A 26,646-nucleotide genomic window follows, 5' to 3' on the forward strand; every position below is an offset into this window, starting at 1 on the left:
ACGCATCAGGGCGCGAATGGCGACATGGTCGATCGAACGGGTAATGCGATCACATGCCGCCTTGACGCTGGCGGAAGACCAGGCCCCTCATCCCAAAGCGATAATCAAAAGACAGATGGAGCCGTAACGAAATAATCCCATCGTTCGCACGCCTAGTGGTCCGATTCTGACATTCGGCACCGCTGGAGGCCATGTCGCACACGAATGTCAGAATCTGTTCGGACCACTAGAAATATGTGATTCTAGTGGATTTTACGATTTTGACATTTGCAGACCCATCCCAGCCGCCAGGGGATGCAAATGTCAAAATCAATCCACTAGAATCTCCGGTTCAGGCTGATCATGAACGTCCGCGGTTCGCCGGGGGTCGTGCGAGTCAGGGACGCGGTCGGGAAATAGCGGGCGTTAAAGATATTGCGGACATTGGCCTGCAGCGACCAGTCATCGATCGTGTAGAACAAGGCCGCATCTACCAGCGTATAGGCCTTGAGCGCAAAGGGTGCGGTTGCGCCCACGACTGCGGAGGCGGTACTCGCCATCCGGCCGCTTTCATGATGCACCCCCAGCCCCGCCCCCAGATTGGCCAGCGCTCCATCCTGAATGGTGTAGCGGCCCCAGGCGTTGGCGATGTAATGCGGAATGGAGCCTAGTCTGGACCCGACCTGCAACCGGTTGTCGGCTGTGACGATGGCGTCCAGATAGGTGAAGGCGCCGGTCAGTTCCATGCCCGGCGCCGGTCGCCATGCCGCCTCGGCCTCGACGCCGCGGGTTCGCTGTTCGCCGGTCAGCACATAGACGTTGGGCAGCACGGCGTCCGCAGTCGCCACATTGGTGCGGGTGAGCTGGAACAGCGTGACCATGCCGGTCAGGCTGCCGTCGCCCCGCGCCAGCTTCACGCCGCCTTCATAATTGACGCCGCGCTCGGGCGGCAGCGGCGTACCGTCTGCCGATTTGTAAGTGCCTTGCGGATTGAAGGATTTGGCATAGTTGACATAGAATGATGCCCAGTCGGTCAGTGCCAGCGTGGCGCCCGCGCGCGGACTGAAGGCATTGTCGTTCACTTCCGGGCTGGGCGTGCCATTGCTGTTCGTGCGGCTGATCGCCTTGTCCCAGCGACCGCCCAGCGTGACCGTCAGCCCCTCGCCGAGCTTGACATGGTCCTGTATATAGATGCCGCGCTGCCTGGACAGGATGGCATAGGTCGTCGACGGAACGGCGGGATTATGGCTGCTGACCGTACCATAGACCGGATCATAGAGGTCCAGCGCATAGGGCATGCTGGTATCGTAGAGGTTGGTGTCATGGGCCGAACGTCGGCCATAATCCACGCCGATCAGCAGATAATGGTTGAGCGACCCGGTATCGAACCGCAGGCTGGCATTGGTGTCGACGCGGAAATATCTGCCATGCTGGTCATAAGGGCCATAGAAGGCGCGTGTCACTGTCCGGCGATCAGCGGATATGCCGGTGATGAACAGCCAGTTGTCCCAGCTGTTATGGAAGTCCTGATAGCGCAGCGACTGGTGGATGGCGACAGCATCGCTTAACTTATGGTCGAATACATAGCCCAGATTCCAATAGTCATTGTTCTGGACCGCCGGATATTCACCATCATTGATCGACAGGCGCCGGCTGAGTTTGCCGTTGGGATTGGGCAGCGCCGTGCCATAGGCCGTGGTCGGGGACCAGGGATTGATATGGTCGTCGACATAGCGGCCGAGCAGCGTCAATGTCGTGTCGGCATCCGGTTTCCAGGTGAGTGAAGGCGCCAGGAAAATCCGGCGCTGCCCCGAATGATGGACGAAGAAATCCTGGTCGCGATAGACCACGGGCAGCCGGGCCAGCAGCGTCCCGGCTTCGTTCAACGGGCCGTTGGCGTCCAGCGTGATTTCCTTGAAATCATAGGAGCCGCCGGCAATGCCCATATCGAGGAAGGCCTGATCCTGCGGGCGCTTGCTGACCAGGTTCACCATGCCCGAAATCGGTCCCTGACCGAACAGCCCGGATGCCGGCCCCTTGACCACCTCGACCCGTTCCAGCGCCGTCATCTCCGACGTGCCATAGCCGGTATCGTCGAGCAGGCCATCCAGATAGGTCGCGCCGGTGGATGCATTGAATCCGCGGATGTTGAAGCCGTCGAAAAAGCCGTAATTGTTGCTGCGGGACACGCCGGCGACATTGAAGAGCGCATCGGCAATGCGGCGCACCCCCTGCCCCTCCAGCAATTCGCGGGGAATGACCGAGATGGCCTGGCTGCTTTCTAGGGGCGCTATGTCCGCCTTGGCTGCGATGGGCGCTTCGAGCAGTTGGGCCGTAACGGTTATGTCATCGCGGGTTGCCGCCATCGGCGCGTCGTCGGATGATGCGCTCGCGACGGCGGGCAACGACATGGCGGATAGGATCAGCAGGCTGCTGGAGATCGACAGGCATGTTTTCATAAAGCCCCCATTATGTGGAGGGCGGCCTAGTATTATTGCTATAGACTCGCAATAGCTAAATTGCAATCATGCCGTTTTCGACTGCCGACCATATGCGCCGGCCTCATGCGCCGATCATCATCAGCAATGGCGCGAGAAGTAGCGAAGGCACCGCCAGCGTCAGGGCCAGCCGCGATCGCCAGGACTGGAGCAGCACGAAGAGCGCGCCGGCGACGCACATCTGCCAGATCCAGGCCACCAGCCCCTGCGACGGCCCGACACGCCATATGGCCACGATCAGCGCCGCGGCCAGCAACAGCCAGCCGATCAGCCGGGCCGTGCGCGGGGATGGCATCGCCGGTAGAGGCGGCGCCGGGCGATGCTTCTTGACGGCGAGCGCCAAGCTGACAAGCGCGGCATAGCTGATCAGGCCGGTTTCAAGCGACATCTGCAGCCTCCCGGGCTGGGGCGACCGCCGGCATGGCGGTCGGTCGGGGCGTCCGTCGCTTCGATGCCGGAGCGGTCTTGACCTGACCCGCACGCCACGCGCCGAAACCCAGCAGCGCAGCGATGGCGATCATCGCTCCATCGAAGGACAGGAACAACCAGTCTCCACCCGCGATGCTGGCGAACAGGCCGCGATCGGTCGTCGCCATATTGACCAGCGGCAACGCGGCAAAGGCGGCGGCGGACAGCGCCAGCGCCTCGACCCAGGCGCGCCGCACCGGGCGCAGCAGGGCCAGCGCCGCCATCCCGAACCAGGTCCAGAACATCGCCTTCACCTCCAGCTCCGCCCGCCCCTCCAGTCCGGCCGGGATCAGCCGGTTGGAGAGCAGGAAGGCGGCCATGCCGGCGGGCAGGCAGGCGATGGTGGCGATGTTCAGTCGCTCCACCAGGCGGAAGCCGAAAAAGGGCCTGGCGCCCGGCTTGCGCCGCTTGGCGGTCCAGAGCAGCAAACCCGTGCCGACCATGGCCGTACCCGTGAGGCCCAGCAGGAAATAGGTCCAGCGCAGCACCGGCCCGGCGAAATTGCCCAGATGCAGGCCCAGCATTACGCCGGCGGTCGTCAGCGCCGGTCCCGGCGGCGCCGATTGCGTCAGCTTCGCGCCGGTCGCGCCCGAATAGGTGATGGATTCGCCGCGCGCGTTCAGCCGTTCTGCGCCGCTGCGCAGGATCGTCACGGTCGCCGCCGCGTCATTCGGATTGCGGATGACGATGGTGCGCGGACGCCCACCCTGCCATTCGCGCGAGGCGGCGTCGACCAGCGGGCCGATCGGCTGGAGCGGCACGGCTTTGCCCAGCGCCTTGCCGTCGGGTTCGGTGCCATAGGCATCGGTGTAGAAGGCCGCCGGCTTGGGATAGTTGGCCGCGATCGGCCAGGGCATGTACATGACGAACAAGGTGATAAGCCCGGTATAGGTAATCATGGCGTGGAAAGGCAGCGCCAGCACCGCCGAGACATTATGCGCGTCGAGCCAGCTCCTCTGCCCCTTGTTCCAGCGCAGGGTGAAGAAATCGACGAAGATCCGCTTATGCGTGATCACACCGGATATGATGGCGGTCAGCATGAAGATGGCGCACAGGCCGGCAAGCCAGCGGCCCCAGGGATGGGGAAGCTGAAGCTGGAAATGGAAGCGGTAGAAATGCTCGCCGCCCCGCGTTTCCCGCGCGTTCAGCGGTTCACCGGTGGCTGGGTCCAGGTTGATCTCCGCCCTGCGCTTGCGCGGCGCCTTCGCCTCGGCGTCGGGCTTGGGCATGGCGAAGATGCGCGTTTCCGGCGTGCGGTCGTCGGGCAGATAGATATACCATTGCAGGTCGTCGGGCGACGTCGCCTGCATATGCGCAACGGCAGTTTCCGCCGCCTGTCGCGGGGCCACCGGCGCGAGATGCAGTTCCGGCTGCATCCAGCGGGTGATTTCGGGCCGGAAATAGCTGGCCGTACCGGTCAGGAACATGGCGAACAGAATCCAGCCGGCCAGCAGGCCCAGCCAAGTGTGGATCCACGCCATCGACTGGCGCAACCCCTTCTCGTCCGATGCCGCCTTGCTCATGGCCGCGACCCGATCGCGATCGTGAGGCCCGCCGACAGCAGCGCGCTTCCCCAGATGACCAGCGCTACCTTGAGCAGGCTGCGCTCGTGAAAGGCCCAGAGGCCGAACGAGGCGAGGATCAGGAAGGAGAGGATCATGCCCCAGAGCGTTGCCTCCACCCGTGCGATCGGCAGCAAACGTGCGCCCAAGGAAGCGATACCGGCGGCTGCGGCATAGCCGCCCACCAGCGCGGTGACGCACCGCGCGATCATATGCCAGGCACGGCGCGACGGCAGGAAAGATGGCAATAGGCTTTGGCGGTTCATACCGGTCCCCTGTGGCATGTGGGGTTGCGCATAGCCAAGCATGGCCCTAGTGGCAAACGCGAATTATTATCATTCGCAAACATGGGGGATTTATGCGACATTATCGGAAGGCCGCCCTGCTGGCCGCAACGGCCTGCATTTCATTGCTGGCGCCCGGCCTGGCCTGGGCCGAGGATGCCGCCGAATCGAGCGCCGACACGATCATCGTCACCGGCGTCAACGACAGCAAGGCGAGCACCGGCACCAAGACCGACACCCCGCTAATCGCCACGCCGCAGAGCATCACCATCATCGATCGCGAGGAACTGACCCGCCGGAACGCGCTGTCGATCAACGAAGCGCTGGGCTATGTCGCGGGCGTGTCGACCAACCAGCGCGGCGCGCTGGCGACCCGCTATGACCAGCTGGTGCTGCGCGGCTTTTCGCCCGGCGTCTTCCTTGACGGCATGCGCCTGATCGCCGGTCCCTATTCGACGCCGCAGATCGACTTCAACCGGGTCGACCATATCGACGTTGTGAAAGGGCCGGCCTCCGTCCTCTACGGCAACTCCACCCCCGGCGGTCTGGTGAACCTGACCAGCAAGATGCCCGAAGCGACCGCCTTCGGTCGGTTCGAGGGGCAGGTCGGCAATTATGACACGTTCCGCTTCGCCGGCGACGTCAACCAGCCGCTCGACAGCGAGGGCCGGCTAAAGGCCCGTCTTGTCGGCGGCTGGCAGAAGAGCGACAATCTGGCCGAGGGCGCCTTCAGCGAGCGCTGGCACGTCAGCCCGATGCTGACCTTCTCCCCCGATGCGGCGACCAGCCTGACCCTGATCGCCACCTATCAGCATACGCCCCATGGCGGCGGCTATTCGGGAACCCCGGCGGCTGGCACGGTGCTGCCAAACCCGTATGGCATCCTGCCGCGCAATATGAACACCGGCGATCCGGGCTATGAGCGCTATGACCACAAGGCCAAGTCGATCGCGGCCTTCTTCCGCCATGATTTCGACGAACATCTGAGCTTCGCTTCGAATCTGCGCTATCAGAACAACAAACTGTCCTATCGGCAGATCTACACGTCGGGCTTTGCCACCACCGGCACGGGCGCCAGCCGCAACAGCGACTATTCGACCATCATACGCGGCGGCGGCGGCGCGGACGAGGATTTCGATACGCTGACGATGGACAATCACCTGAACGCCAAGTTCGCCACCGGCTTCATCCAGCACAACCTGCTGGTCGGCGTCGATTATCAGCGCATCACCGGCGAAAATGTGCAGCAGTTCAACAGCGGCGTTACCGCCAATCCGCTGACCAGCATCCCCAATCTCAGCCTGTTCGCGCCAGTCTATGGCGGCACGCTGCCCAGTTTCGACCTGACCATCCTGTCGCCCAACTATACCAACACTTATGGCAAGCGCGACCAGCTCGGCGTCTATTTCCAGGATCAACTGGCGATCGGTCGGTTGCAACTGATCGCCAGCGGGCGTCAGGACTGGTATGAGCAGACCTCGCTCAACCTCAATCCGACCACGGCGGCGGCACGGGCCGCACCGGTGACGAAGCTGTCGCAGAGCGCCTTCACCATGCGCCTGGGCGCGCTTTACGAGTTCAAGTTCGGTCTGTCGCCCTATGTCAGCTATTCGGAATCCTTCGAACCGCAGGCCGGCACCCGCTATGTGACGGCGACCGAGACGGCGCCCTTCGTGCCGATCACCGGCCATCAATATGAGGCCGGCCTGAAATATCAGCCGCCCGGGATCAATGCGCTGTTCACCGCGTCGGTCTACCAGCTCAAGCGGCAGGGCAATCCGGTGTCCGACCCGCGCGCAGGCCAGAATGGCATCCCCGCCAATGCGACCGTCCAGATCGGCGAGACCCGCGTGCGCGGCGTCGAATTCGAGGGTCGCGGGGAAGTCATCCCCGGCTTCGATATCGTGGCGACCGCCAGCTATACCGACGCGATCATCACCGAAGGCACGGCGGCCATCGCGCCGACCGCCACGAACAGCGGCACGCCGACGACCACCGGCACCCGCCAGCTGGGCACCCCCAGATGGAACGCGTCCACCTTCCTCTCCTATGATTTCGGCAAGGCGCAGAATGTCGCGGGACCGCTGTCGGGTCTCAGCTTCGGCGCGGGCGTGCGCTATGTGACCGGTTCGGACGGCACGACCAACTATGCGGTCATCAACGGCGTGACCACCTTCCAGCGCTTTCATACCGGAAGCTTCGCGCTGGTCGATGCGATGCTGGGCTATGATCTGTCGAAGGTCGGGCTGAAGGGCTGGAGCGCGTCCGTCAACGCGGCCAATCTCTTCGACAAGACCTATATCAGCGCCTGCCCCTTCCTCAACAGCTGCTATTATGGCGGGCCGCGCACCGTCGTGGGATCGTTGCGCTTCAACTGGTAAGGCCGACGATCGGGCGGGACATGCAGCCCCGCCCGATCGGCTTTGCCCCATCCGCCCAAGGAAAAGCCCGTCAGGATGGGCGATAGCGGCTGGGAGGAACGCCCAATATACGCTTGAACATCGTGGAAAAACTGGCCGGACCATCATAACCCAGGTCGAGGGCGATCGTCGTGATCGCCTCCCCCTCCGCAAGCCGCGGCAGCGCGACCGACAGGCAGGCCTGTTGTCGCCATTCGGCAAAGCTCATCCCCGTTTCCTGCCGGAACAGACGGGTGAAGCGGCGGCGGTTCATCGCCAGGCCGTCGGCCCACTGGTCGATCGTGACGGTGGCGCGGGGCTGTTCCATGAAGGCATGGCATCGGGCCGCCAGCATCGCATGGCGCGGAAAGGGCACGGCGATCGGGATGACCGGCGCCCTGTCGACTTCCGCGACCAGCAATTGCATGACGAGCCCGTCACGTCCCTCCTCCGCATATTCGACCGGAATATCGGCTGCCGCGACCAGCAACTGACGCAGCAGCGGCGAGACGCCGACGATACGGCAGGCATCGGCAAGCGTCGGGCAGGCGGCCGGATCGATCAGCACGCTGCGGGTCTGCACCGATCCGACCATCCGCACGGCGTGCGGCGTGCCACCCGGTATCCAGATTCCCCGTTCCGGCGGCGCCACCCATGCGCCGTCGGGCGTGCTGACCGCGACCACGCCGCTCGCCGCATAGAGAAATTGCCCGCGCCGGTGCCGGTGCTCGGCAAGTTCGAAGGAGGGCGGATAGTCATTGCCGATCCCGACCACGGGCCGTGCCACATCTTCGAAATCATCCGGACGACGATGCTCGGTCATTGTCCCATTCTCAAAAACGAATGGCCCATATGCCGAAGCGGGACAAAAAGGAAAAGGCTAATCGCCCTTCCTGAAAGGAACGGACAATGCGCAACATAGTCGAAACAGCAGAAAGACCCCAGGCAACGGCGAGCGGCACGGTATTCGGCGTGATCGTGGCGATCAGCTTCTGCCATCTGCTCAACGACATGATGCAATCGCTGCTTCCCGCCATCTATCCGGGCCTGAAGACCGATCTTGGCCTCAGCTTCGGCCAGATCGGGCTGGTGACATTCGTCTATCAGATTACCGCGTCGATCCTGCAACCGCTGATCGGCCTTTATGCCGACAAGCGGCCCACGCCGCTGGCGCTGCCCGGCGGCACGCTGTTTTCGCTGGCGGGCCTCGCCGTCCTGTCGATCGCCCATGATTATGGGCTGGTGCTGGTCGGCGCTGCGCTGTTGGGCATGGGATCGTCGGTGTTCCACCCGGAATCCTCGCGCGTGGCCCGCATGGCGGCCGGGGGGCGGCATGGACTGGCGCAATCCCTGTTCCAGGTCGGCGGCAATGCGGGCCAGGCGCTGGGGCCGCTCGCCGCCGCGCTGGTCGTGATGCGCTGGGGCCAGTCCAGCCTTGCCTTCTTCGCCCTGCTGGCGCTGCTGTCGGGCGCGGTGCTGTGGAATGTCGCGACCTGGTACCGGCATCACGGCCTGTCGCGTCTGAAGACCGGCGGACATGCGTCGCTGGCGATCGCCCTGCCCAGGGGGCAGGCCAGGCGGGGCATCGCCATCCTGCTGGCGCTGATCTTCTCCAAATATGTCTATCTCGCCAGCCTGACGAGCTATTTCACCTTCTACCTGATCCACCGTTTCGGCGTGTCGGTGCAGACGGCGCAATTGCACCTGTTCGCCTTTCTGGCGGCGGTTGCGGCCGGCACCATCGCGGGCGGGCCGCTGGGCGATCGCTTCGGGCGGAAATATGTGATCTGGTTCTCGATCCTGGGCGCCCTGCCCTTCACGCTGCTGCTGCCCTATGCCAACCTGTTCTGGACGGCGCCGCTGACCGTCGCGATCGGCCTGATCCTGGCATCCGCCTTTCCGGCGATCGTCGTCTTCGCGCAGGAACTGGTGCCCGGCAAGGTCGGCATGATATCCGGCCTGTTCTTCGGCTTCTCCTTCGGCATGGGCGGATTGGGCGCCGCGCTGCTGGGATGGCTGGCCGACTGGATGAGCATCGAGACGGTCTACCGGATCTGTGCCTTCCTTCCCGCAATCGGCTTGCTGACGGCTTTTCTGCCCAATATCGAGGGAAAGCGGAACCAGGGCTGATGACCGGCAAGGGCACCGGCGGCATTTGCGGCCGGGCCATTGCTGCCTTTTGTCACGGCGCGATCGGCAACCATATCGCGCTCGCCGCGTCGCCGCCCCAGTGGATCGTCTCCGTGGCTTTCACATAGTCGCCGGGCCTGGCCTCCATGATCGATGGCACCCAGCTTTGCGGGTTGCGGTCATAGAGGGGGAAGAGGCTCGACTGGACCTGCACCATGATCCTGTGCCCCGGCAGGAAGACATGGTTCGCGTTGGGCAGCGACCATGTGAAGGCATAGGTCTTGCCCGGTTCCAGCGGCGCAGGGCTTGAAAAGCCGTTGACATAGCGGCCGCGGAAAATCTCGATCCCGATGCCCAGCTGATAGCCGGCCATCGTCGGGTCGGCGGAATTTTCCTGCGGATAGACGTCGATCAGCTTGACCACGAAATCGCTGTCGCGCCCGCTGGTTGCCGCGCGCAGGTCCACCCTGGGCGCGCCCATGATGTGCACCGGCTTGTCGAGTACCCCCGTCGTATAGCTCAGCACGTCGGGCCGACCATCGACGAAGCGCTGGTCATGGACCAGCCAGGTGCGCCATTCCTCCCCCTGCATATGGACGGGGCGCGGCAGCATCGGCACCGGCTTGGCCGGGTCGGAGACATAGCTGTCGCTGCCTTCCGACGGCTTGGTCCAGGACAGGCCGAACCCGCTCCCCAGATAGAGCGGCGTGTAATTCCCCGCCGGCCATCGCTGCGACACGTCCCAGCGATTGTCGCCCATCGCATAGGTCAGCACCGGCGGCGTGTCGCATTTGGGTGCATCGGTTTTGAGATGGCAGTCGAGGAACGGCTTCATGTAGCGGGTGCGGAACTGCAACCCGGTGTCGCCCTCCCATTTCAGCGGACCCAGCTCGCGCGCTTCATAATTGACCTGGCTGTGCCGCCACGGTCCGATCACCAGACTGACCATGTCGTTATTGGCGTCCTGCTTCTCCAGCGCCTGGTAGACGGCCGGCGCGCCATAGCTGTCCTCCTGATCCCATTGGCCCACGACCAGCATGGTCGGCACGGTCAGCTTGCGGTTTGCCAGCAGCTTGTCGACCGCCTGCCCCTGCCACCAGGCGTCATAGCTCGGATGTTCCAGCACCTTGCGCACCACCGGCAGGTCCATCAGCCCATAGGCCCGCGCATAGTCCGCCGCCGACCCGGCCGCCAGATAGGCGCTATACTCATCGCCCGTTCCCTTGGGCACCGCTCCGCCGCCCTTCTTCACCGTCTGGCCCAGATCGTAGTCGAAGGCGAAGGTGCGGAAGGCGCCATTGTGGAACCAGTCGTCGCCCATCCAGCCGTCGACCATCGGGCTTTGCGGCACGGCGGCCTTCAATGCCGGATGCGGATCGATCAGGGCCATGAGCGAGGTGAAGCCGAGATAGGAGGAGCCGGTAATGCCGACCCGTCCGTTGCTTTCCTTCACATTCTTCACCAGCCAGTCGATCGTGTCATAGGCGTCGGTGGCATGATCGACCTTGGTCGGGTTGAGCGGTCCGCGCAGCGGCCGGTTCATGACATAGTCGCCCTCCGACCCGTCGAGGCCGCGCACGTCCTGATAGACGCGGATATAGCCGTCATTGACGAATTCGGCGTCCATGACCGGCAGGATTTCCTCGATCCTCTGGCTGCGATTGCGGCTGGTCGCCTTATCCGCATTATAAGGCGTGCGGCTGAGCAGGATCGGCGCGTCCTTCACGCCCTTGCGATAGACGATAACGGTATAGAGCTTCTTGCCGTCACGCATCGGCACCATCACCGTGCGGCGGACATAGTCAGCCTGCGGCCGAACCCAGTCATAGGCCTTGACCTGCTCGTTGAGCATGGTGTCGGTCGCCGCATGCCCGCCATCCTGCGCGGAAACGGGTATGGCGGACAGGGTGATGGCGAGCGCGGCAAGAGCGGTGCTCGCGGCGATGCGGAACGTCTTTTTCATGGTTTCAGGAGGTGACTCTTCCATCGCGGCCGGTCAAGCGGGCAGATGATGCGACGGCCCGATATCCGCCGATGCGGCCTTGACCCGCGCGCGACTTTCAGGAAGGGCCATCGCATCCCGTTTCGGCGGAGGTGACGCTGGTCGCTACCGCCCCATCCGTCTGAAAGAATGATCGTGCGCTTGAGCCTCCTGACAGCAACGCGACTGGCCTTCATAGTGCCGGGCTATGCTATCTCAGCTTGGGCGCCGCTGATCCCGCACGTCCAGGCGCAGATCGGGCTGAACAACGCGCAGTTGGGCATGGCCTTGCTCGCGCTGGGCGCGGGATCGATGACGACCATGCCGATCGCGGGCGGGCTGGTGGGCAAGACGGGCTGCCGTCGGCTGTTCGCGGCATCGGGCTTTGCGGTTGCGTTCATCCTGCCGCTGCTGGCGATCGTGCCATCGGCATTGCTGCTCGCCATCACCCTTTTTGCGCTTGGGGTGGCGATGGGACTGCTCAGCTGCGCGCGCAACCTGCACGCCATTCATACCGAGCGGGCGCTCAACAAGCGCCTCATGTCCGGCTTCCATGGCTTCTACAGCGTCGGATGCATATTGGGCGCGGGCAGCATGAGCATCCTCATGGGGTCCGGCGTCGCGCCGGCGCTGGCGATCCTGACCGTCGCCATCGCGATCATGATTGGCGTCACCCTGTCCGCACGCCATATCACCGACGAGAGAAATGCGTCCGGTCCGGCCTATGCCCGGCCGCGCGGCGTCGTGCTGGCCATCGGCATCCTGTGCTTCATCGCCTTCATGGCGGAAGGGTCCGTGCTCGACTGGAGCGCGCTGCTGCTGTCCGGGCATTTCCGGCTCGACGCCGCGCGCGCGGGGCTGGGCTATGTCGCCTTCGCCACCACGATGACGGGCGGGCGGCTGTTGGGTGATCGGCTCGTTCGACGCTTCGGGGACCGGCTGATGCTCATTTCTGGTCCCGTGATCGCGGCCGCTGGTTTCGTGGTCGCCGTGCTGCCGCTGCATTGGACGCTGGCAGTGTTCGGCTTCGCCCTGGTGGGCGCGGGATTGGCGAATGTCGTGCCGCTGCTCTACAGCGCGGTCGGCCGCCAGACGATCATGCCGCAGAATCTGGCGCTTACCGCGGCGGGATCGATCGGCTTTGCCGGCATCCTAACCGGGCCGGCCGCGATCGGCTTCATCGCGCAATGGACCAGCCTTTCGACCTCCTTCCTGATCCTTGCGCTGCTGACGACGCTGGTCGCCCGCTATGCGCCCAGAACCATATCCAGAGATTGAAAAGTCGGAGCGTCAGGCCGACACAGGCCTTCCGTTCACTATGACATTTTCAAACCGCAAATTGGTCGCCCCCGACACCGCCAGCCTGTCCTGCGCGAGCTGAAGGTCGATATCCCGAAACAGGATATCGCTGATCGCGGTCTGTCCAGGGTTGGGCTTGACGACGCCAAACGCGCCGAAGCGCCCCTTCACGCCTGACAGCGTGACATTGCGGACGATGGATTTGGGCGGCTCCGCGCCACCCAGATTCTTGTACTGGCTCCACGGCTCGACCGAAATGACCATGCCGCCGGGATTGTCCAGTTCCATATCGCGAATGAGGATATTCTCATAGCGTTGCGGCGTGTCGGGACGCAACTTCAGCCGCACCAGCACGATGTCGCCCGTCACCCGGCAATTTTCCATGACGACGTCGCGAACGATCGTCGCCTCGCTGCCGCAGGCCAGCGCATGATGACCGCGCCGGAAATGGCAGTTGACGATCCGAAGATGCTCGACCGGCGGGCTGTCCTTGTCCTCCATGGCGTGCGGTCCCTTCGACCCCTTCGCCGCCACGCAATCGTCGGTCACGGAGAAATAGCAGCCATCGATGGTGACGCGCTGGCAACTGTCGACATCGACCCCGTCGGTGCTGGGCGCTTGCTTGTAATCGTCGGGCACCTCGAACCGGGCGCCGCGCACCAGCACATCCTGACATTTGTAGAGATGCAGGTTCCAGAACTGCGAATCCTTGAAGGTCACGCCCTCGACGGTCACGTTTCGGCTATTCTCGATCAGCGCCAGACGCGCACGAGGCAGGCCCAGATTGGGAAAGTTGGCGGGATCGGGCGCGGCATCATGCAGCTTCCAGAACAGATCCCAGATGGGCCGCCCCGCGCCGTCCAGCGTTCCTTCCCCGCTTATCTTCAGCCCGTCGCATTCGCTTGCGTTGATAAGGGCCGGCGTGAAATTTTCCTCGAAATGCCCCTCGATCCGTGTCCGCCGGGGCGGGAAATGCGCCATGTCGGTCGTGCATCGAAGCACGGCGCCCTTGTCCAGATGCAGATGGACCTTGGGCTTCAGGAACAGCGCGCCGCTGAGGAACAGGCCCGGCGGCACCACGACGGTGCCGCCTCCCTGCGTCGCCAGACGGTCGATCGCCGACTGGATCGCCTTCGTATTGATCGTGCTGCCATCCGCGCGTGCGCCAAAGTCCAGGATCGACACGGGCTTGCCTCCGGGCTGTTCCGCTTGCGCGAATGACGCGGCAAGCGGCGTGGTGAGGATCGCAGACGTGAAGGCGCGACGGGTGCAATTGCCAAGGGTCATGATCGCGCCTCTCCGGAACCGACCATGGAGATTATCCCACATGGTGCTTATCAATTCCATGATATAGAGTTCGCGCGGGACGGCAAGCGGATCAGAAGCGAAAACTGATCCAGCTCCCCAGAAAGGCCGAATTGGCATAGCCCGCGCGCCGCAGCACCGTATCCGCCCGCAGATATTCCGCCCGCGTCGTCAGCGTCAGCCGCGGCGCGATGCTGTAGATCAGCTGGGCGCGGAGCAACTGGGCGACGGCCTTGCCAGCGACCTTCTCCGTCCCGACATAGGGTGTGTAGTTGGCGCGGTAGACGGCGTCTTTCTCATCGTCGCGCCAGGTAAATTGATATTCCAGCGATGCGCGCAGCTTGTCGGTCGGGTTGAAACTGATGTTGGGCGCCACCGCGATCATGTTAGTCGCGGTCAGGAACAGGCCGTAGCTGAAATAAATATTGTTGCCATAGGGCGCATAGGCATTGCGCAGCGTGCCCTTGTCATAGCCGCCGCCCCCGCTGCCATAGTCGACATGCACGCCGATGCGCGGCGCGGCTTTGTCCTCGCCCAGCCGCCAGTTCTGCGCGAAAAAGGCCTGCCATGCCCGGATCGGCCGGTCCTCGAACTCGCCATATTGGTGGACCAGCGTCCAGTCGAGGTTGAGCCGTCCCACATCGCCCCACAACCGTGCGCCAGCATAATAGCGCACCGCCGGCGCCACGACGCCGCCCCAGGTGCCGACCCGGTTGCGCCGCCGCCAGAAGAAGGGGTCGAAGAACAGTTTCGATCCGCCCAGCCAATGGTTCGGCACGACAAAGCCCGCCGAAACGCCGCTGAACCGCCGATTTTTGTCCGGCACATCATCGCCCAGCCCGCCATTGCCGAGGTCGGTGGTTTCGAAATCGAACAGCGTCGCGCGCATCGTCGGCGTCCGCGCCCAGACGCGCGTGCCGTTCAGTACGAAGCGGATGGTGTTGTTGTCGCGCTGCGAGATCAGCAGATTGGGACCGTCGGTGAACTCCTGACGCCCATAACGCACGCCCAGATCGACATTGGCGATCCGTCCCTTCGCCTCGGCAAAATATTGCTGACGCACGAAGCTGTTTTTGAACGTGCCCGATGGCGTGCCAATATTCTTACCGTCGATCTGGCCATGGGCGACCTCGCCATAAAAGCGCAGATGCTCCCCGATATGCAGGTCGGCGCCGGCGACGAGACGGACGATATCCTGCCGTTGCTCCGGCCCCTCGATCAGTTGCGGATTGCTGGTCAGGTTCATGCGCAACCGCGCTTCGCCGCTCAGCGTCAGATAGATGTCCCCGTCGTCATCGAGCGGCAGATATTTGAGCCGGTCGAGCAGATCGTCGCGCCTGGCGGGATCGCGGTAGACGCGCCAGTCTTCGGCCCAGCGCGACAGATTATAGCCGTTGACGGTGGCGCCGTCGCCTTGCGCTGCGGCGGGGTAGATTGCGGGCGGGGTTTCCGCCAGAGCGGGGGTAGCGCAGGCGAGCGCCACCAGGCCCAGGAACGGGCGAGCCATCATGTCATCCTCTCCAATATGGAGGCGCTGCCCTCTCCGGGGGCGCCTTCCTTCTATATCTCAGTTCGTGATCTTAGTTTATGTCAGGCCGCCGCCAGTTCGCGCACGTCCTGCGTCGTCACCGGCGCGGACAGGCGACCGGACAAAGCGTCGTCCAGCTTCTGGCGATCCAGCGCCCCTTCCCACCGCGCGACGACGATGGTCGCCACGGCATTGCCGATGAAGTTGGTGAGGCTGCGGCATTCGCTCATGAAGCGGTCGACGCCCAGGATCAGCGCCATGCCCGCGACCGGGACCGTCGGCACGATCGACAAGGTCGCCGCCAGCGTGATGAAGCCAGCGCCGGTGACGCCAGCCGCCCCCTTGGACGACAGCATCGCCACGCCCAGCAGCAGGATTTCCTGCCACAGCGTCAGTTCAACGCCCGTCGCCTGCGCAATGAACAGCGCCGCAAGCGTCATATAGATATTGGTGCCGTCTAGGTTGAAGCTATAGCCGGTCGGCACGACCAGCCCGACCACGGACTTTTCGCAGCCGGCGCGCTCCATCTTCTCGATCAGGTTGGGCAGAGCGGCTTCCGACGAGGAGGTGCCCAGCACCAGCAGCAGTTCCGCCTTCAGATAGCGCAGCAACTTGAAGATCGAAAAGCCGGTCAATCGGGCAACCGTGCCCAGTATGACGATCACGAACAGCGCCGAAGTCAGATAGAAGGTCGCGACCAGCGCGCCCAGGCTGGCGAGGCTGCCGATACCATATTTGCCAATGGTGAAGGCGATCGCGCCGAAGGCGCCGATCGGGGCCGCGCGCATCAGGATCGACACCAGTTTGAAGACGATCAGGCTCAGCCGCTCCAGAAAGCGCACGACCGGCTCGGCCGGCTCGCCGACCAGACTGATGGCGATGCCGAACAGGATGGCGATCAGCAGGATCTGAAGGATATTGCCGCCGGTAAAGGCCCCCACCAGCGTCGAGGGGATGACGTCCAGCAGGAAGCCGGTCAGCGTGCTGTCATGCGCCTTGGCGGCATAGTCGGCAACCGCCGTGCCATCGAGCGTCGCCGGGTCGATGTTCATCCCCGCGCCGGGCTGCACGACATTGGCGACGATCAGGCCGACGACCAGCGCCAGCGTGGAAAAGGTCAGGAAATAGGCGAAGGCCTTGCCCGCGACACGGCCGACCGACCCCAATTCCTTCATGCCTGCGATGCCGGTGACGATGGTCAGGAAGATGACCGGCGCGATGATCATCTTCACCAGCTTGATGAAGGCGTCGCCGAGCGGTTTCAGCGCCTCGCCATAGGTCGGCCAGAAATGACCGAGCAGCGCGCCCGCCATGATCGCGACCAGCACCTGCACGTAAAGCTGCGAGGCTATGCCGCGCTTCTTCGGCGGCGCAGCGGCGGTCGGAAAATTCTGAGTGATCATTGCAGGCGCTCCATCTCCACGGCCGCAGGCTATGATTGCGAACGGCCATATTCAGCTTCGCGCGGCGCTGCTGATCGGGCAAGAATTTCGATAAATCATTTATATTACTGATATTATTAGATAATATCTCACGTCCGGTGATATTTTTGTGGAAACCGTGTCGATTTCGGCATCACGGCAAAGCCATTTGTGTGATAATCCACACAAATGCTGTCTACCCGAGTCTTCCGGCTATGGCCCATATTGCTCATTGCCACGCTCGCGGCGGCCTGCTGGTTGTTTGCCGATCGCTACGGCCATAATGCGCGCAGTCAGTTTCTGGCGGACCAGCGCAGCGACGCCGCCATGCAGTCCCGGTCGATGCTGCGCCTGCTGGAATCGGAATTACAGAAATTCCGCCTGCTTCCGGCCGTACTCGGCGAATATTCGGATGTGCGCGCTGCGCTCCAGTCGGGCCATGCCGGGGCAGCGCTCAACGATAAGCTCGCGTCGCTCGCCGACAAGACCGGTGCGGCCGCCATTTATGTCCTGAATGCGCGCGGCCTGTCGGTCGCCGCGTCCAATGCCGACCAGCCGAACAGCTTCGTCGGACAGGATTACAGTTTCCGTCCCTATTATCAGTTGGGATGGCGCAAGGGCGGCGGCGAATATTTCGCCCTCGGCACCGTCAGCCACCGCCCAGGCCTCTATCTGTCGCGCCGGGTCGAAGGACCGAAAGGACCGATCGGGGTCATCGTCGTCAAGGTCGAATTCGATGCGATCGAGCGCGCCTGGGCCGATCGACGCGCCTGGACCTTCATCGCCGACCAGAATGGCATATTGTTGCTGAGCAGCGATCCCGCCCGCCGCTTCCATGCGCTGCACCCCGTGTCGCCGCACCTGCGCGCTCGCATCCAGCGCGCGCTTCAGTTCGGCAGCGCACCGTTGACCCCATTGGGCATGACGATCGCACAGGACGGCCAGACGCGCCTGCGCGACGGCAGCGAGGCGATGACCGCCATCCTGCCCGTGCCGGTTGCCGGATGGCGCCTCTATCATGTCGTGCCGATCGATGCCGGCCTGGCTGCGGCCGGTCGCCAGACCCGGATCGCGACGCTGCTGTTCGCGGCGCTTCTTCTGCTGCTGATCGGCGCCGGCATGTGGCTTGCGGCGCGGCGTCGCCGGACCACACGCGACCGCGCCAGGCTGGAACGGGAAGTCGCGGTGCGGACCGAGGCGCTGGCGCATGAAATGGAGGCGCGGACGCTGGCCGACCGCCGCTATCGGCAGGCGCGCGAGGAACTGGCGCATGCCAACCGGCTCGGAACCCTTGGCACCATCTCTGCCGGCGTGGCGCATGAAATCAACCAGCCGGTGGCGACGATCCGCACTTTCGCCGAGAATGCGGCCCTGTTCCTCGACCGGGATCGCCCGGACAAGGCGGGCGCGAACCTGCATGAAATCGTCGCCATGACCGACCGGATCGGCAGCATCACCGCGCAGCTTCGCCGCTATGCCCGGCGCGGTGTCGGGGAAATCGGGCCGGTATCGCTCGCCGATGCGATGGATGGCGTGCGACTGCTGGTTGCGGACAGGTTCCGCAGCGCAGGCGTGCGGCTGACCCTGCCCCAGCCCGATCCGAAGCTGCAAGTTCGCGCCGGTCGCATCCGCCTGGAGCAGGTGCTGGTAAACCTTCTCAACAATGCGCTAGAAGCAGTTGTTGAACAAGAAAATTCCTGGGTCGAGGTCGTGCTGAACGACAAAAGCGAGCAATTGTTGCTGGACGTGCGCGACAGCGGGCCGGGCATAGCCGAAGCCCTGCGCGACGATCTTTTCATGCCCTTCGCCACCTCCAAGCCGGGCGGGCTGGGCCTTGGCCTGCATATCGCGCGCGACATCATGGTTGAGTTTGGCGGCGCGCTCGACCTGATCCCCGACGATCCGCACACCTTGTTCCGCATGACATTGGTAAAGGCATGACCGACACCCCTTCCCTGCTGTTGATCGACGACGATGACGCGCTGCGCACGGCACTGGCGCAATCCTTCGAACTGGCGGACCTGCCGATCCACTGTTTCGCCGACGCGGCCGAGGCGCTGGCACGGCTGGATGCCGGGTTCGACGGCGCGATCATCTCGGACATCCGCATGCCGCGCATGGACGGGCTGGAACTGTTCCGCCGCATCGCCGCGATCGATCACCAGATCCCCGTCATCCTGATGACCGGCCATGGTGACGTGTCCATGGCGGTGTCGGCATTGAAGCAGGGCGCCTTCGACTTCATCGCCAAGCCCTTCGCCACCGATCATCTGATCGCCGCCGCCCGCCGCGCGCTGGAGATGCGGCAACTGGTGCTCGACAACCGCCGCCTGCGCGCGGCGGCGGACGAAAGCGCGGCGGGCGAGCCGCTGATCGGCGAAAGTCCCGCTATGGTCCGCCTGCGCGAGAATATGCGCCAGATCGCCGAAGCCGATGTCGACGTGCTGATCGAGGGCGAGACAGGAACGGGCAAGGAACTGGTGGCGACGTTGCTGCATCGCTGGAGCCGGCGGCGGGGGCGTCCTTTCGTCGCGATCAACTGCGCCGCGCTGCCGGACACGATCGCGGAGGCCGACCTGTTCGGTCAGGAGGGGCGCACGCAACTCACCCAGTCGGGCCGCATCGCCCGCGCCCATCGCGGCACATTGTTCCTCGACGAGATCGAAAGCAGCCCGGCGCGGCTCCAGGGATCGCTGCTGCGCGTGCTGGAGGAGCGGGAAATCCATCCCGTCGGCGCGGAGCAGCCGCAACCGCTCGACATGCGCGTGATCGCCGCGACCAAGCCGGGGATCGAGACGAGCGTCGCCGAAGGCCGCTTCCGCGCCGACCTGCTCTACCGCCTCGACATGGTGCGGCTGCGCATCCCGCCGCTGCGCGACCGGCGGGAGGATGTGCCGTTGCTGTTCGGCTATCTGCTGCATCAGGCGGCCGAACAGATGGGGCGTGACGTGCCGCAGGTCGGGGCAGACGTCCGCGCATGGCTGACCGAGCATGACTGGCCGGGCAATGTGCGGGAACTGGCCAATTACGCCAAGCGCATCCTGCTGGGCATGCAGATGGATGGCGGCGCGGCGGAGGACCGGATGCCGCTCAGCCAGCGAGTCGAACGCTATGAGGCGGCCGTCATCCGCAAGGTGCTGGAACGGGTTCAGGGCGATGCGCGATCGGCCATGGCGGACCTGCACCTGCCGCGAAAGACCTTCTACGACAAGCTCAACCGCCACGGGATAGAGATTGACGATTATCGACGGCGGGACTGACGACCGGCGCATTGACGCGCCATCCGCGCGCGGTTAGAGGCGCGTCCAGCATCAAGAGTCGGGTCGACGCCCGACACCAACCTGCTCCCGAGCAAGGTGGTGCCCCGTTCCGACGGGGGATGTGGCCGGACCGGCAACAAACGGGACAACAAGCCACATATATGCGTCGGCCCGCCTCGATCGAGGAAGGACAAGACGTGACGAACAAGACGCAACAATTCGCCAGCGACAATTATGCCGGCATCTGCCCCGAGGCATGGGCGGCGATGGCGGAGGCGAACCGGGATTCCGCGCCCGCCTATGGCGAGGACAGCTGGACGGAACGTGCTTCCAATGCCTTCCGTGCCCTTTTTGGTACCGATTGCGAGGTATTTTTCGCCTTCAACGGCACGGCCGCCAACTCGCTGGCGCTGGCGGCTCTGTGCCAATCCTATCATAGCGTCATCTGCGCGGCGTCGGCCCATGTCGAGACCGACGAATGCGGCGCGCCGGAATTCTTTTCCAACGGGTCCAAGCTGCTGGTCGCCGCGAGCGAAGATGGCAAGCTGACGCCCGAGGCCATCCGGTCGCTGGCGACGAGCCGGTCGGACATCCATTTCCCCAAGTCGCGCGTCGTCACCATCACCCAGCCGACCGAGACGGGACGCGTCTACACCGTCGAGGAAATCCGGGCCATCGCGGCCGTGTGCCGCGACCTCGGCCTCAAGCTGCACATGGACGGCGCGCGCTTCGCCCATGCCTGCGCCACGCTGGGTTGCGAGCCGGCGGATATCACATGGCGGGCGGGTGTCGACGTGCTGTGCTTTGGCGGCACCAAGAACGGCATGGCGGTGGGCGAAGCCATTCTCTTCTTCGATCCGGCGCTGGCGCAGGATTTCGACTATCGCTGCAAGCAGGCGGGACAACTTGCCTCCAAGATGCGGTTCCTGGCGGCGCCATGGGTCGGCATGCTGGAAAGCGGCGCATGGCTGAGGAACGCCGTCCATGCCAATGCAATCGCAACCCTGCTCGCCGACCGCATCGGCGATCTTCCGGGCGTCGACATCGTCTTTCCCGTCGAGGCGAACGCGCTGTTCCTGCGCGCGCCCGATCCTCTGCTCCAGGGTCTGCGGGACCGGGGCTGGCGTTTCTACAGCTTCATCGGCGGGGCTGCGCGCTTCATGTTCGCATGGGACGCAGATCCTGCAATCGTCGAGGCGTTGGCGGCGGACATCATCGACCTCGCTCTTGTAGAAACGATGACGGCCGCCTGATCGCCTCAGCCCAATATGCCGGGCAGGTCCAGTCCCTTGTCGCGCGCGCAATCGAGCGCTTCGGCATAGCCCGCATCGGCATGGCGCATCACCCCGGTGGCCGGATCGTTCCAGAGGACACGCTCCAGCCGCCGCGCGGCCGCTTCCGTGCCGTCGGCGACGATCACCATGCCGGCATGTTGCGAATAGCCCATGCCGACGCCGCCGCCATGATGGAGCGATACCCAGGTCGCGCCGCTGGCGGTGTTGAGCAGGGCGTTGAGCAGCGGCCAGTCGGACACGGCGTCCGAGCCGTCCCGCATCGCTTCCGTCTCGCGATTGGGGCTGGCGACCGACCCGCTGTCCAAATGGTCGCGGCCGATGACGACCGGCGCCTTGAGTTCGCCCTTCGCCACCATCTCGTTGAAGGCGAGGCCGAGCCGGTGCCGATCCCCCAGCCCGACCCAGCAGATGCGCGCGGGCAGGCCCTGGAAACGGATCTTCTCCCGCGCCATGTCGAGCCAGCGGTGGAGATGCGCATTGTCGGGCAGCAGTTCCTTCACCTTCGCGTCGGTGCGGTAGATATCCTCCGGATCGCCCGACAGCGCCGCCCAGCGGAAAGGCCCGATACCCCGGCAGAAGAGCGGGCGGATATAGGCCGGCACGAAGCCGGGGAAGTCGAAGGCGTTGGCGACGCCCTCATCCTTTGCCACCTGTCTGATATTGTTACCATAATCCACGGTAGGCACGCCGGCCGCCTGGAAATCCAGCATGGCGCGGACATGGATCGCCATCGATGCCTTAGCCGCTTTCGCCACGGCCTCCGGCTCGCGCTCGCGCCGTTCGATCCACTCGGCGACGGTCCAGCCGGCGGGCAGATAGCCGTTGACCGGATCATGCGCCGACGTCTGGTCGGTCAACAGGTCAGGGCGGATACCGCGCCGATGAAGTTCGGGCAGGATTTCGGCGGCATTGCCGAGCAGGCCGACCGAAACCGGTGTCCTCGCGGCAACACTCTCCTGGATGATCGCCATCGCTTCCTCGATGGTGTCGGCGGCGCGGTCCAGATAGCCGGTGCGCAGGCGCATCTCGATCCGGCTGCGCTGGCATTCGATCGCCAGACAGGAGGCCCCGGCCATCACGGCCGCCAGCGGCTGCGCACCGCCCATGCCGCCCAGCCCCGCCGTCAGCAGCCAGCGCCCCGACAGGTCGCCGCCATAATGCTGGCGCCCCATTTCGACGAACGTCTCATAGGTGCCCTGCACGATGCCCTGCGTGCCGATATAGATCCAGCTGCCAGCGGTCATCTGCCCGTACATGGCCAGACCGCGCTTATCGAGTTCGTTGAAATGCGCCCAGTCCGCCCATTTGGGGACGAGATTGCTGTTCGCGATCAGCACGCGCGGGGCATCGGCATGGGTCCGGAAAATACCGACCGGCTTGCCCGACTGGACGAGAAGCGTCTGGTCATCCTCCAGCCGTCGCAGCGCGTCCACGATCCGGTCATAGCTTTCCCAGTCGCGCGCGGCGCGGCCGATGCCGCCATAGACGACCAGTTCCTCCGGACGTTCGGCAACGTCAGGATGGAGATTGTTCATCAGCATCCGCAGCGGCGCTTCGGTAAGCCAGCTTTTCGCCGAAAGAGCGGTGCCTGTGGCAGGCTTGATGATACGGCTGTTGTCGAGGCGAGTCATGAATGTCTCCTGCTCAGGCGCGGGCGAAGGCGATGCACGCCGCGACGATGGTCTTGAGGTCGTCGATCAGCGGTGTCGCGGGATCGAAGGGGGGCGGCCAATTGTCCGGGGATGGATGCGCCGGCTCATCCAGATAGCCGCGCATCGCCAGTTCCATCTGAATGGCGTGGATGCCGTCGGCCGGGCGGCCATAGTGGCGCGTCGTCCAGCCGCCACGGAAACGACCGTTCAGGACATGGCTGCGTCCGCTGGCCTCGACCGCGCCGATCACCGCCTTTTCCAGTGTTGGATCGCAGGTCACGCCGCCATCGGTGCCGATGTTGAATTGCGGTAACGCGTCGTCGAACAGGCGCGGAACATGGCTCAGGATCGAATGGGCGTCGTACAGCACAACCTTGCCATGCGCGTTACGCAGCCGGTCCAGCTCGGCCGCCAGCGCGGCATGATAGGGATCGAACCAGCGTTCGCGGCGCTGCGCAATCTCGCCCATGTCCGGCCCCGCATCGCGGTAGAGCGGTTCGCCGTCGAAGGTCGTGGTCGGGCACAGCGCCGTCGTCGCCTGCCCCGGATAAAGCGAACGCCCGGACGGATCGCGATTCACGTCGATCACGCTGCGCGACATGCGGGTACGCACCGTCGTCGCGCCCATGTCCGCTGCAAAGCCATAGAGCCTATCGACCCACCAGTCGGCATCCTTGCGGGCAAGCCAGGGCGATACGAAACGCGCCTCCAGCTCGGGCGGAATATCCGTGCCCGTATGCGGCAGGCCAATCAGCAGCGGCACGTCGCCGCGACGGATGTCCAGCCAGCCGGTCATGCCAGCCCCGGCAGGCCGATCCCGGCCGCCACGATCAGCGCGCCCGAGCGGACGAGGGCGTTTGCCGCTTCCATGTCGGGATGGAAATGGCGGTCGTCCTCGAGCATCGGCACCTCTCGCCGCAGGCAAGCGCGCACGCGTTCCAGCCCCTCGCTGGAGGTCAGCGGCGCATGGAAATCGCAGCCCTGCGCGGCCGCGAGCAGCTCGATCCCGACAACTGCGCCGGCATTGCGCGCCATGTCGAGCAAGCGCCGGCTGCCATGCGCCGCCATCGACACATGATCCTCCTGATTGGCGGAGGTCGGCAGGGAATCAACGCTCGCGGGCGTGGCCCGTTGCTTATTCTCCGACACCAGCGCGGCGGCCGTCACCTGCGGGATCATGAAGCCGGAATTGAGGCCCGGCCTGGGCGTGAGGAAGGCGGGCAAGCCGGACAGGGCCGGGTCCACCAGCATGGCGATGCGCCGTTCGGTGATCGACCCGATCTCGCAAATGGCGAGCGCCAGCATGTCAGCGGCGAAAGCGACTGGCTCGGCATGGAAATTGCCGCCCGATAGCGCTTCGTCGGTATCGGGGAAGATCAGCGGATTGTCCGATACGCCGTTCGCTTCGATCTCCAGCGTGGTTGCCGCCTGCCGCATCAGGTCGAGGACCGCGCCCATCACCTGCGGCTGGCAGCGCAGGCAATAGGGATCCTGCACGCGCGCGTCGTCCTCCAGATGGCTGGCGCGGATCGCCGATCCGGTCATCAGCCGACGCAAGGCATCGGCCGTCTCGATCTGGCCCGGCTGGCGGCGCAACGCATGGATACGCGGATCGAAGGGCGTGTCCGATCCTTTGGCGGCCTCGGTCGCGAGCGCCCCTGTCACCAGCGCGGACTGAAACAGGGTTTCCGTCTCGAACAGTCCGGCAAGCGCATTGGCGGTGGAGAATTGCGTGCCGTTGAGCAGCGCCAGCCCTTCCTTGGGACCGAGCGTCAGGCGACCTAGGCCGGCGCGATCGAGCGCATCGCCGGCCGGCAGGCGCTGCCCATCCTGCTCGATCTCGCCCACGCCGATCATGGTCGCGGCCATATGCGCCAGCGGAGCCAGATCACCACTCGCGCCGACCGATCCCTGCGATGGCACCACCGGCGTCAGCCCTGCGCGCAACATCGCTTCCAGCAGAGCGACCGTCTTGGGCTTCACCCCCGATGCGCCTTGGGCCAGGCTGGCAAGTTTGAGCGCCATCATGAGCCGGACCACGGGCACCGGTGATGGATCGCCCGTTCCCGCGGCATGGCTGAGCACGATATTGCGCTGGAGCGTCGCCAGATCCTCGTCGCCGATCTTGACGCTTGCCAGCTTCCCGAATCCGGTGTTGATGCCGTAGACGGGCTTGTGCCGGGCGATGATGCGCTCGACCGCCGCCGCGCTGGCCGCAATGGCCGTGGCGCTGGCTCCGTCAAGGCGTGGCGTCGCCCCGCGATAGATGGCGCGCCACTGGGCCAGACTGGTTGCGCCGGGGGTCAGGATGATGTCGCTCATAGGCCTTTCCAGATGCGGGCATGGAGCGGGTTCAGCCCCATGCGATAGACAAGTTCGGCAGGACGCTCGACGTCCCAGATGGCAAGGTCGCAGCTCTTTCCGGCTTCCAGCGTGCCGACCTCGCCCATCAGCCCGAGCGCACGCGCAGCGTTGCGGGTCACGCCAGCCAGACATTCCTCGACGGTCAGCCGGAACAGGGTCGCCCCCATGTTCATCGCCAGCAACAGGGATGTGAGTGGCGACGTACCGGGATTGCAGTCGGTCGCGATCGCGATCGGGACGCCGGCCGCGCGCAGACCGTCGACCGGCGGCACGTTCGTCTCACGGGTGAAGTAGAAGGCGCCGGGCAACAGCGTCGCGACCGTGCCGGCCTTCGCCATCGCGGCGATCCCGTCCGCGTCGAGATGCTCCAGATGATCGGCGGACAGCGCCCCGGCCTCGGCGGCGAGCTGCGCGCCGTGCAGGTTCGAGAGCTGTTCGGCGTGGAGCTTGACCGGCAGGCCCAGTCGCTGCGCCGCATCGAACATGCGCGCCGTCTGCGCCGCGCAAAAACCGATCCCCTCGCAAAAGGCGTCGACCGCATCGACCAGTCCAGCCTCGGCCGCAGCGGGCAGCATGTCGTGGCACAGCGCCGCGATATATCCGTCGGCATCACCCGCAAATTCGGGCGGCAGCGCGTGGGCGCCAAGGAAACTGGTGCGAACCCGCACCGCACGCGCCACGCCAAGCGTGCGCGCGGCACGCAGCATCTTCATCTCATCGCCGCGCGTCAGGCCATAGCCGGACTTGATCTCGACCGTCGTGACGCCCTCCGCGATCAGCGCGTCGAGGCGCGGCAACGCGCTGCCCACAAGATCCGCCTCGCTCGCGGCGCGCGTCGCCGCCATGGTCGACACGATGCCGCCGCCCGCGCGCGCAATCTCCTCATAGGACGCGCCCACCAGACGCAATTCGAATTCATGGGCGCGATCGCCGGCATGGACCAGATGGGTGTGGCAGTCGATCAGGCCGGGCGTGATCCAGCGGCCGTCGCACCCGATCGCATGCTGCGCATCGAACGCGGGCGCGTCGCTTGCGGGCCCGGCATAGACGATGCGCCCGTCGATTGCAGCGACGACACCCCGTTCGACGACGCCCAGCCCTTCGCCCGTCATCGTCGCCAGGCGCGCATCCTTCCAAAGCCGATCGCATCGCATGCCGAATCTCCTTGCCCCGAAGCATTGCACCGAACATCTATAATGTATAGACATAATTGCGGAGGCC

At 64.7% G+C, this 26,646-nt stretch carries 19 protein-coding genes and 1 riboswitch; of the genes, 6 read left to right on the forward strand and 13 right to left on the reverse strand.

What is annotated here, in order from left to right; all coding sequences use genetic code 11:
* Positions 1-317: 317 nt before the first annotated feature.
* The 4 genes from DM806_RS19640 to DM806_RS19655 all read right to left on the reverse strand — a co-directional run bounded on the left by DM806_RS19640 (position 318) and on the right by DM806_RS19655 (position 4,773).
* A complete protein-coding gene (locus DM806_RS19640; protein WP_179044849.1) occupies positions 318-2,438 on the reverse strand; it encodes a TonB-dependent siderophore receptor in 2,121 nt (706 codons plus the stop codon).
* 103 nt (positions 2,439-2,541) lie between these two features.
* Positions 2,542-2,865 carry a DUF3325 family protein gene (locus DM806_RS19645; RefSeq protein ID WP_179044850.1) on the reverse strand — a complete coding sequence of 108 codons (324 nt, stop codon included), beginning with the start codon at positions 2,863-2,865 and terminating at the stop codon, positions 2,542-2,544.
* Positions 2,855-4,468, reverse strand: a complete 1,614-nt coding sequence (locus DM806_RS19650) for a PepSY-associated TM helix domain-containing protein (protein ID WP_179044851.1) — start codon at positions 4,466-4,468, stop codon at positions 2,855-2,857. The genes DM806_RS19645 and DM806_RS19650 overlap by 11 nt, the downstream gene beginning before the upstream one ends.
* On the reverse strand, positions 4,465-4,773 hold the full coding sequence (locus DM806_RS19655) for an iron transporter (protein WP_179044852.1): 309 nt from the start codon (positions 4,771-4,773) through the stop codon (positions 4,465-4,467). The genes DM806_RS19650 and DM806_RS19655 overlap by 4 nt, the downstream gene beginning before the upstream one ends.
* A gap of 92 nt (positions 4,774-4,865) precedes the next feature.
* On the opposite strand from DM806_RS19655, the gene DM806_RS19660 reads away from it, so the two are divergent.
* Positions 4,866-7,172, forward strand: a complete 2,307-nt coding sequence (locus tag DM806_RS19660; RefSeq protein ID WP_179044853.1) for a TonB-dependent siderophore receptor — start codon at positions 4,866-4,868, stop codon at positions 7,170-7,172.
* Between the two features lie 70 nt (positions 7,173-7,242).
* Here DM806_RS19660 and DM806_RS19665 read toward each other — a convergent pair whose 3' ends face one another.
* Positions 7,243-8,013, reverse strand: a complete 771-nt coding sequence (locus tag DM806_RS19665; protein WP_179044854.1) for an AraC family transcriptional regulator — start codon at positions 8,011-8,013, stop codon at positions 7,243-7,245.
* An 86-nt stretch (positions 8,014-8,099) separates the two neighbouring features.
* Between DM806_RS19665 and DM806_RS19670 the strand changes: the two genes are divergently transcribed.
* Positions 8,100-9,320, forward strand: a complete 1,221-nt coding sequence (locus DM806_RS19670) for an MFS transporter (protein ID WP_179044855.1) — start codon at positions 8,100-8,102, stop codon at positions 9,318-9,320.
* A gap of 52 nt (positions 9,321-9,372) precedes the next feature.
* On the opposite strand, the gene DM806_RS19675 is transcribed toward DM806_RS19670, so the two are convergent.
* Positions 9,373-11,283: a CocE/NonD family hydrolase gene (locus DM806_RS19675; protein WP_179044856.1), complete on the reverse strand. Its 1,911-nt coding sequence runs from the start codon at positions 11,281-11,283 to the stop codon at positions 9,373-9,375.
* Between the two features lie 180 nt (positions 11,284-11,463).
* Between DM806_RS19675 and DM806_RS19680 the strand changes: the two genes are divergently transcribed.
* Positions 11,464-12,579 (forward strand): MFS transporter, encoded by a 1,116-nt coding sequence (locus DM806_RS19680; RefSeq protein ID WP_179044857.1) that lies wholly within the window; start codon positions 11,464-11,466, stop codon positions 12,577-12,579.
* A gap of 12 nt (positions 12,580-12,591) precedes the next feature.
* Here DM806_RS19680 and DM806_RS19685 read toward each other — a convergent pair whose 3' ends face one another.
* The 3 genes from DM806_RS19685 to DM806_RS19695 all read right to left on the reverse strand — a co-directional run bounded on the left by DM806_RS19685 (position 12,592) and on the right by DM806_RS19695 (position 16,836).
* A complete protein-coding gene (locus DM806_RS19685) occupies positions 12,592-13,887 on the reverse strand; it encodes a glycoside hydrolase family 28 protein (RefSeq protein ID WP_179044858.1) in 1,296 nt (431 codons plus the stop codon).
* 91 nt (positions 13,888-13,978) lie between these two features.
* Positions 13,979-15,412, reverse strand: a complete 1,434-nt coding sequence (locus tag DM806_RS19690) for an alginate export family protein (RefSeq protein ID WP_256869408.1) — start codon at positions 15,410-15,412, stop codon at positions 13,979-13,981.
* A gap of 83 nt (positions 15,413-15,495) precedes the next feature.
* Positions 15,496-16,836 carry a dicarboxylate/amino acid:cation symporter gene (locus DM806_RS19695; protein ID WP_179044860.1) on the reverse strand — a complete coding sequence of 447 codons (1,341 nt, stop codon included), beginning with the start codon at positions 16,834-16,836 and terminating at the stop codon, positions 15,496-15,498.
* 207 nt (positions 16,837-17,043) lie between these two features.
* Between DM806_RS19695 and DM806_RS19700 the strand changes: the two genes are divergently transcribed.
* From DM806_RS19700 to DM806_RS19710, 3 genes are all read left to right on the forward strand, one after another.
* Positions 17,044-18,795 (forward strand): sensor histidine kinase, encoded by a 1,752-nt coding sequence (locus DM806_RS19700; RefSeq protein WP_179044861.1) that lies wholly within the window; start codon positions 17,044-17,046, stop codon positions 18,793-18,795.
* Positions 18,792-20,114 (forward strand): sigma-54-dependent transcriptional regulator, encoded by a 1,323-nt coding sequence (locus DM806_RS19705; protein WP_179044862.1) that lies wholly within the window; start codon positions 18,792-18,794, stop codon positions 20,112-20,114. The genes DM806_RS19700 and DM806_RS19705 overlap by 4 nt, the downstream gene beginning before the upstream one ends.
* 43 nt (positions 20,115-20,157) lie before the next feature.
* A riboswitch (SAM-I-IV-variant riboswitch) is annotated at positions 20,158-20,265 on the forward strand.
* A 10-nt stretch (positions 20,266-20,275) separates the two neighbouring features.
* Complete coding sequence (locus tag DM806_RS19710; RefSeq protein ID WP_218647584.1) at positions 20,276-21,367, forward strand: threonine aldolase family protein; 1,092 nt, start codon at positions 20,276-20,278, stop codon at positions 21,365-21,367.
* A 5-nt stretch (positions 21,368-21,372) separates the two neighbouring features.
* On the opposite strand, the gene hutU is transcribed toward DM806_RS19710, so the two are convergent.
* Genes hutU through hutI form a run of 4 tightly spaced genes read right to left on the reverse strand, consistent with a single transcriptional unit; the run spans position 21,373 to position 26,579 of the window.
* Positions 21,373-23,040, reverse strand: coding sequence for a urocanate hydratase (gene hutU / locus DM806_RS19715; RefSeq protein WP_179044863.1), 1,668 nt, complete (start codon positions 23,038-23,040; stop codon positions 21,373-21,375).
* Between the two features lie 13 nt (positions 23,041-23,053).
* Positions 23,054-23,857, reverse strand: coding sequence for an N-formylglutamate deformylase (hutG, locus tag DM806_RS19720; protein ID WP_179044864.1), 804 nt, complete (start codon positions 23,855-23,857; stop codon positions 23,054-23,056).
* Positions 23,854-25,383: a histidine ammonia-lyase gene (gene hutH / locus DM806_RS19725; RefSeq protein ID WP_179044865.1), complete on the reverse strand. Its 1,530-nt coding sequence runs from the start codon at positions 25,381-25,383 to the stop codon at positions 23,854-23,856. The genes hutG and hutH overlap by 4 nt, the downstream gene beginning before the upstream one ends.
* The gene (hutI, locus tag DM806_RS19730; protein WP_179044866.1) at positions 25,380-26,579 is read right to left on the reverse strand and encodes an imidazolonepropionase; all 1,200 of its coding nucleotides are present in this window, start codon (positions 26,577-26,579) and stop codon (positions 25,380-25,382) included. The genes hutH and hutI overlap by 4 nt, the downstream gene beginning before the upstream one ends.
* Positions 26,580-26,646 lie beyond the last annotated feature (67 nt).

Source organism: Sphingobium lactosutens (assembly GCF_013393185.1).
Classification (GTDB): Bacteria; Pseudomonadota; Alphaproteobacteria; order Sphingomonadales; family Sphingomonadaceae; genus Sphingobium; species Sphingobium lactosutens_A.

What these genes read in the sequence shown, in the direction of transcription:
- hutH (WP_179044865.1), bottom strand. Translation starts at nt 25,383, where the DNA reads ATGAGCGACATCATCCTGACCCCCGGCGCAACCAGTCTGGCCCAGTGG.
- DM806_RS19650 (WP_179044851.1), bottom strand. Translation starts at nt 4,468, where the DNA reads ATGAGCAAGGCGGCATCGGACGAGAAGGGGTTGCGCCAGTCGATGGCG.
- DM806_RS19660 (WP_179044853.1), top strand. Translation starts at nt 4,866, where the DNA reads ATGCGACATTATCGGAAGGCCGCCCTGCTGGCCGCAACGGCCTGCATT.
- DM806_RS19700 (WP_179044861.1), top strand. Translation starts at nt 17,044, where the DNA reads ATGCTGTCTACCCGAGTCTTCCGGCTATGGCCCATATTGCTCATTGCC.
- DM806_RS19690 (WP_256869408.1), bottom strand. Translation starts at nt 15,412, where the DNA reads ATGGCTCGCCCGTTCCTGGGCCTGGTGGCGCTCGCCTGCGCTACCCCC.
- hutI (WP_179044866.1), bottom strand. Translation starts at nt 26,579, where the DNA reads ATGCGATGCGATCGGCTTTGGAAGGATGCGCGCCTGGCGACGATGACG.
- DM806_RS19640 (WP_179044849.1), bottom strand. Translation starts at nt 2,438, where the DNA reads ATGAAAACATGCCTGTCGATCTCCAGCAGCCTGCTGATCCTATCCGCC.
- hutU (WP_179044863.1), bottom strand. Translation starts at nt 23,040, where the DNA reads ATGACTCGCCTCGACAACAGCCGTATCATCAAGCCTGCCACAGGCACC.
- DM806_RS19670 (WP_179044855.1), top strand. Translation starts at nt 8,100, where the DNA reads ATGCGCAACATAGTCGAAACAGCAGAAAGACCCCAGGCAACGGCGAGC.
- DM806_RS19675 (WP_179044856.1), bottom strand. Translation starts at nt 11,283, where the DNA reads ATGAAAAAGACGTTCCGCATCGCCGCGAGCACCGCTCTTGCCGCGCTC.
- DM806_RS19695 (WP_179044860.1), bottom strand. Translation starts at nt 16,836, where the DNA reads ATGATCACTCAGAATTTTCCGACCGCCGCTGCGCCGCCGAAGAAGCGC.
- hutG (WP_179044864.1), bottom strand. Translation starts at nt 23,857, where the DNA reads ATGACCGGCTGGCTGGACATCCGTCGCGGCGACGTGCCGCTGCTGATT.
- DM806_RS19645 (WP_179044850.1), bottom strand. Translation starts at nt 2,865, where the DNA reads ATGTCGCTTGAAACCGGCCTGATCAGCTATGCCGCGCTTGTCAGCTTG.
- DM806_RS19705 (WP_179044862.1), top strand. Translation starts at nt 18,792, where the DNA reads ATGACCGACACCCCTTCCCTGCTGTTGATCGACGACGATGACGCGCTG.
- DM806_RS19655 (WP_179044852.1), bottom strand. Translation starts at nt 4,773, where the DNA reads ATGAACCGCCAAAGCCTATTGCCATCTTTCCTGCCGTCGCGCCGTGCC.
- DM806_RS19710 (WP_218647584.1), top strand. Translation starts at nt 20,276, where the DNA reads ATGCGTCGGCCCGCCTCGATCGAGGAAGGACAAGACGTGACGAACAAG.
- DM806_RS19685 (WP_179044858.1), bottom strand. Translation starts at nt 13,887, where the DNA reads ATGACCCTTGGCAATTGCACCCGTCGCGCCTTCACGTCTGCGATCCTC.
- DM806_RS19665 (WP_179044854.1), bottom strand. Translation starts at nt 8,013, where the DNA reads ATGACCGAGCATCGTCGTCCGGATGATTTCGAAGATGTGGCACGGCCC.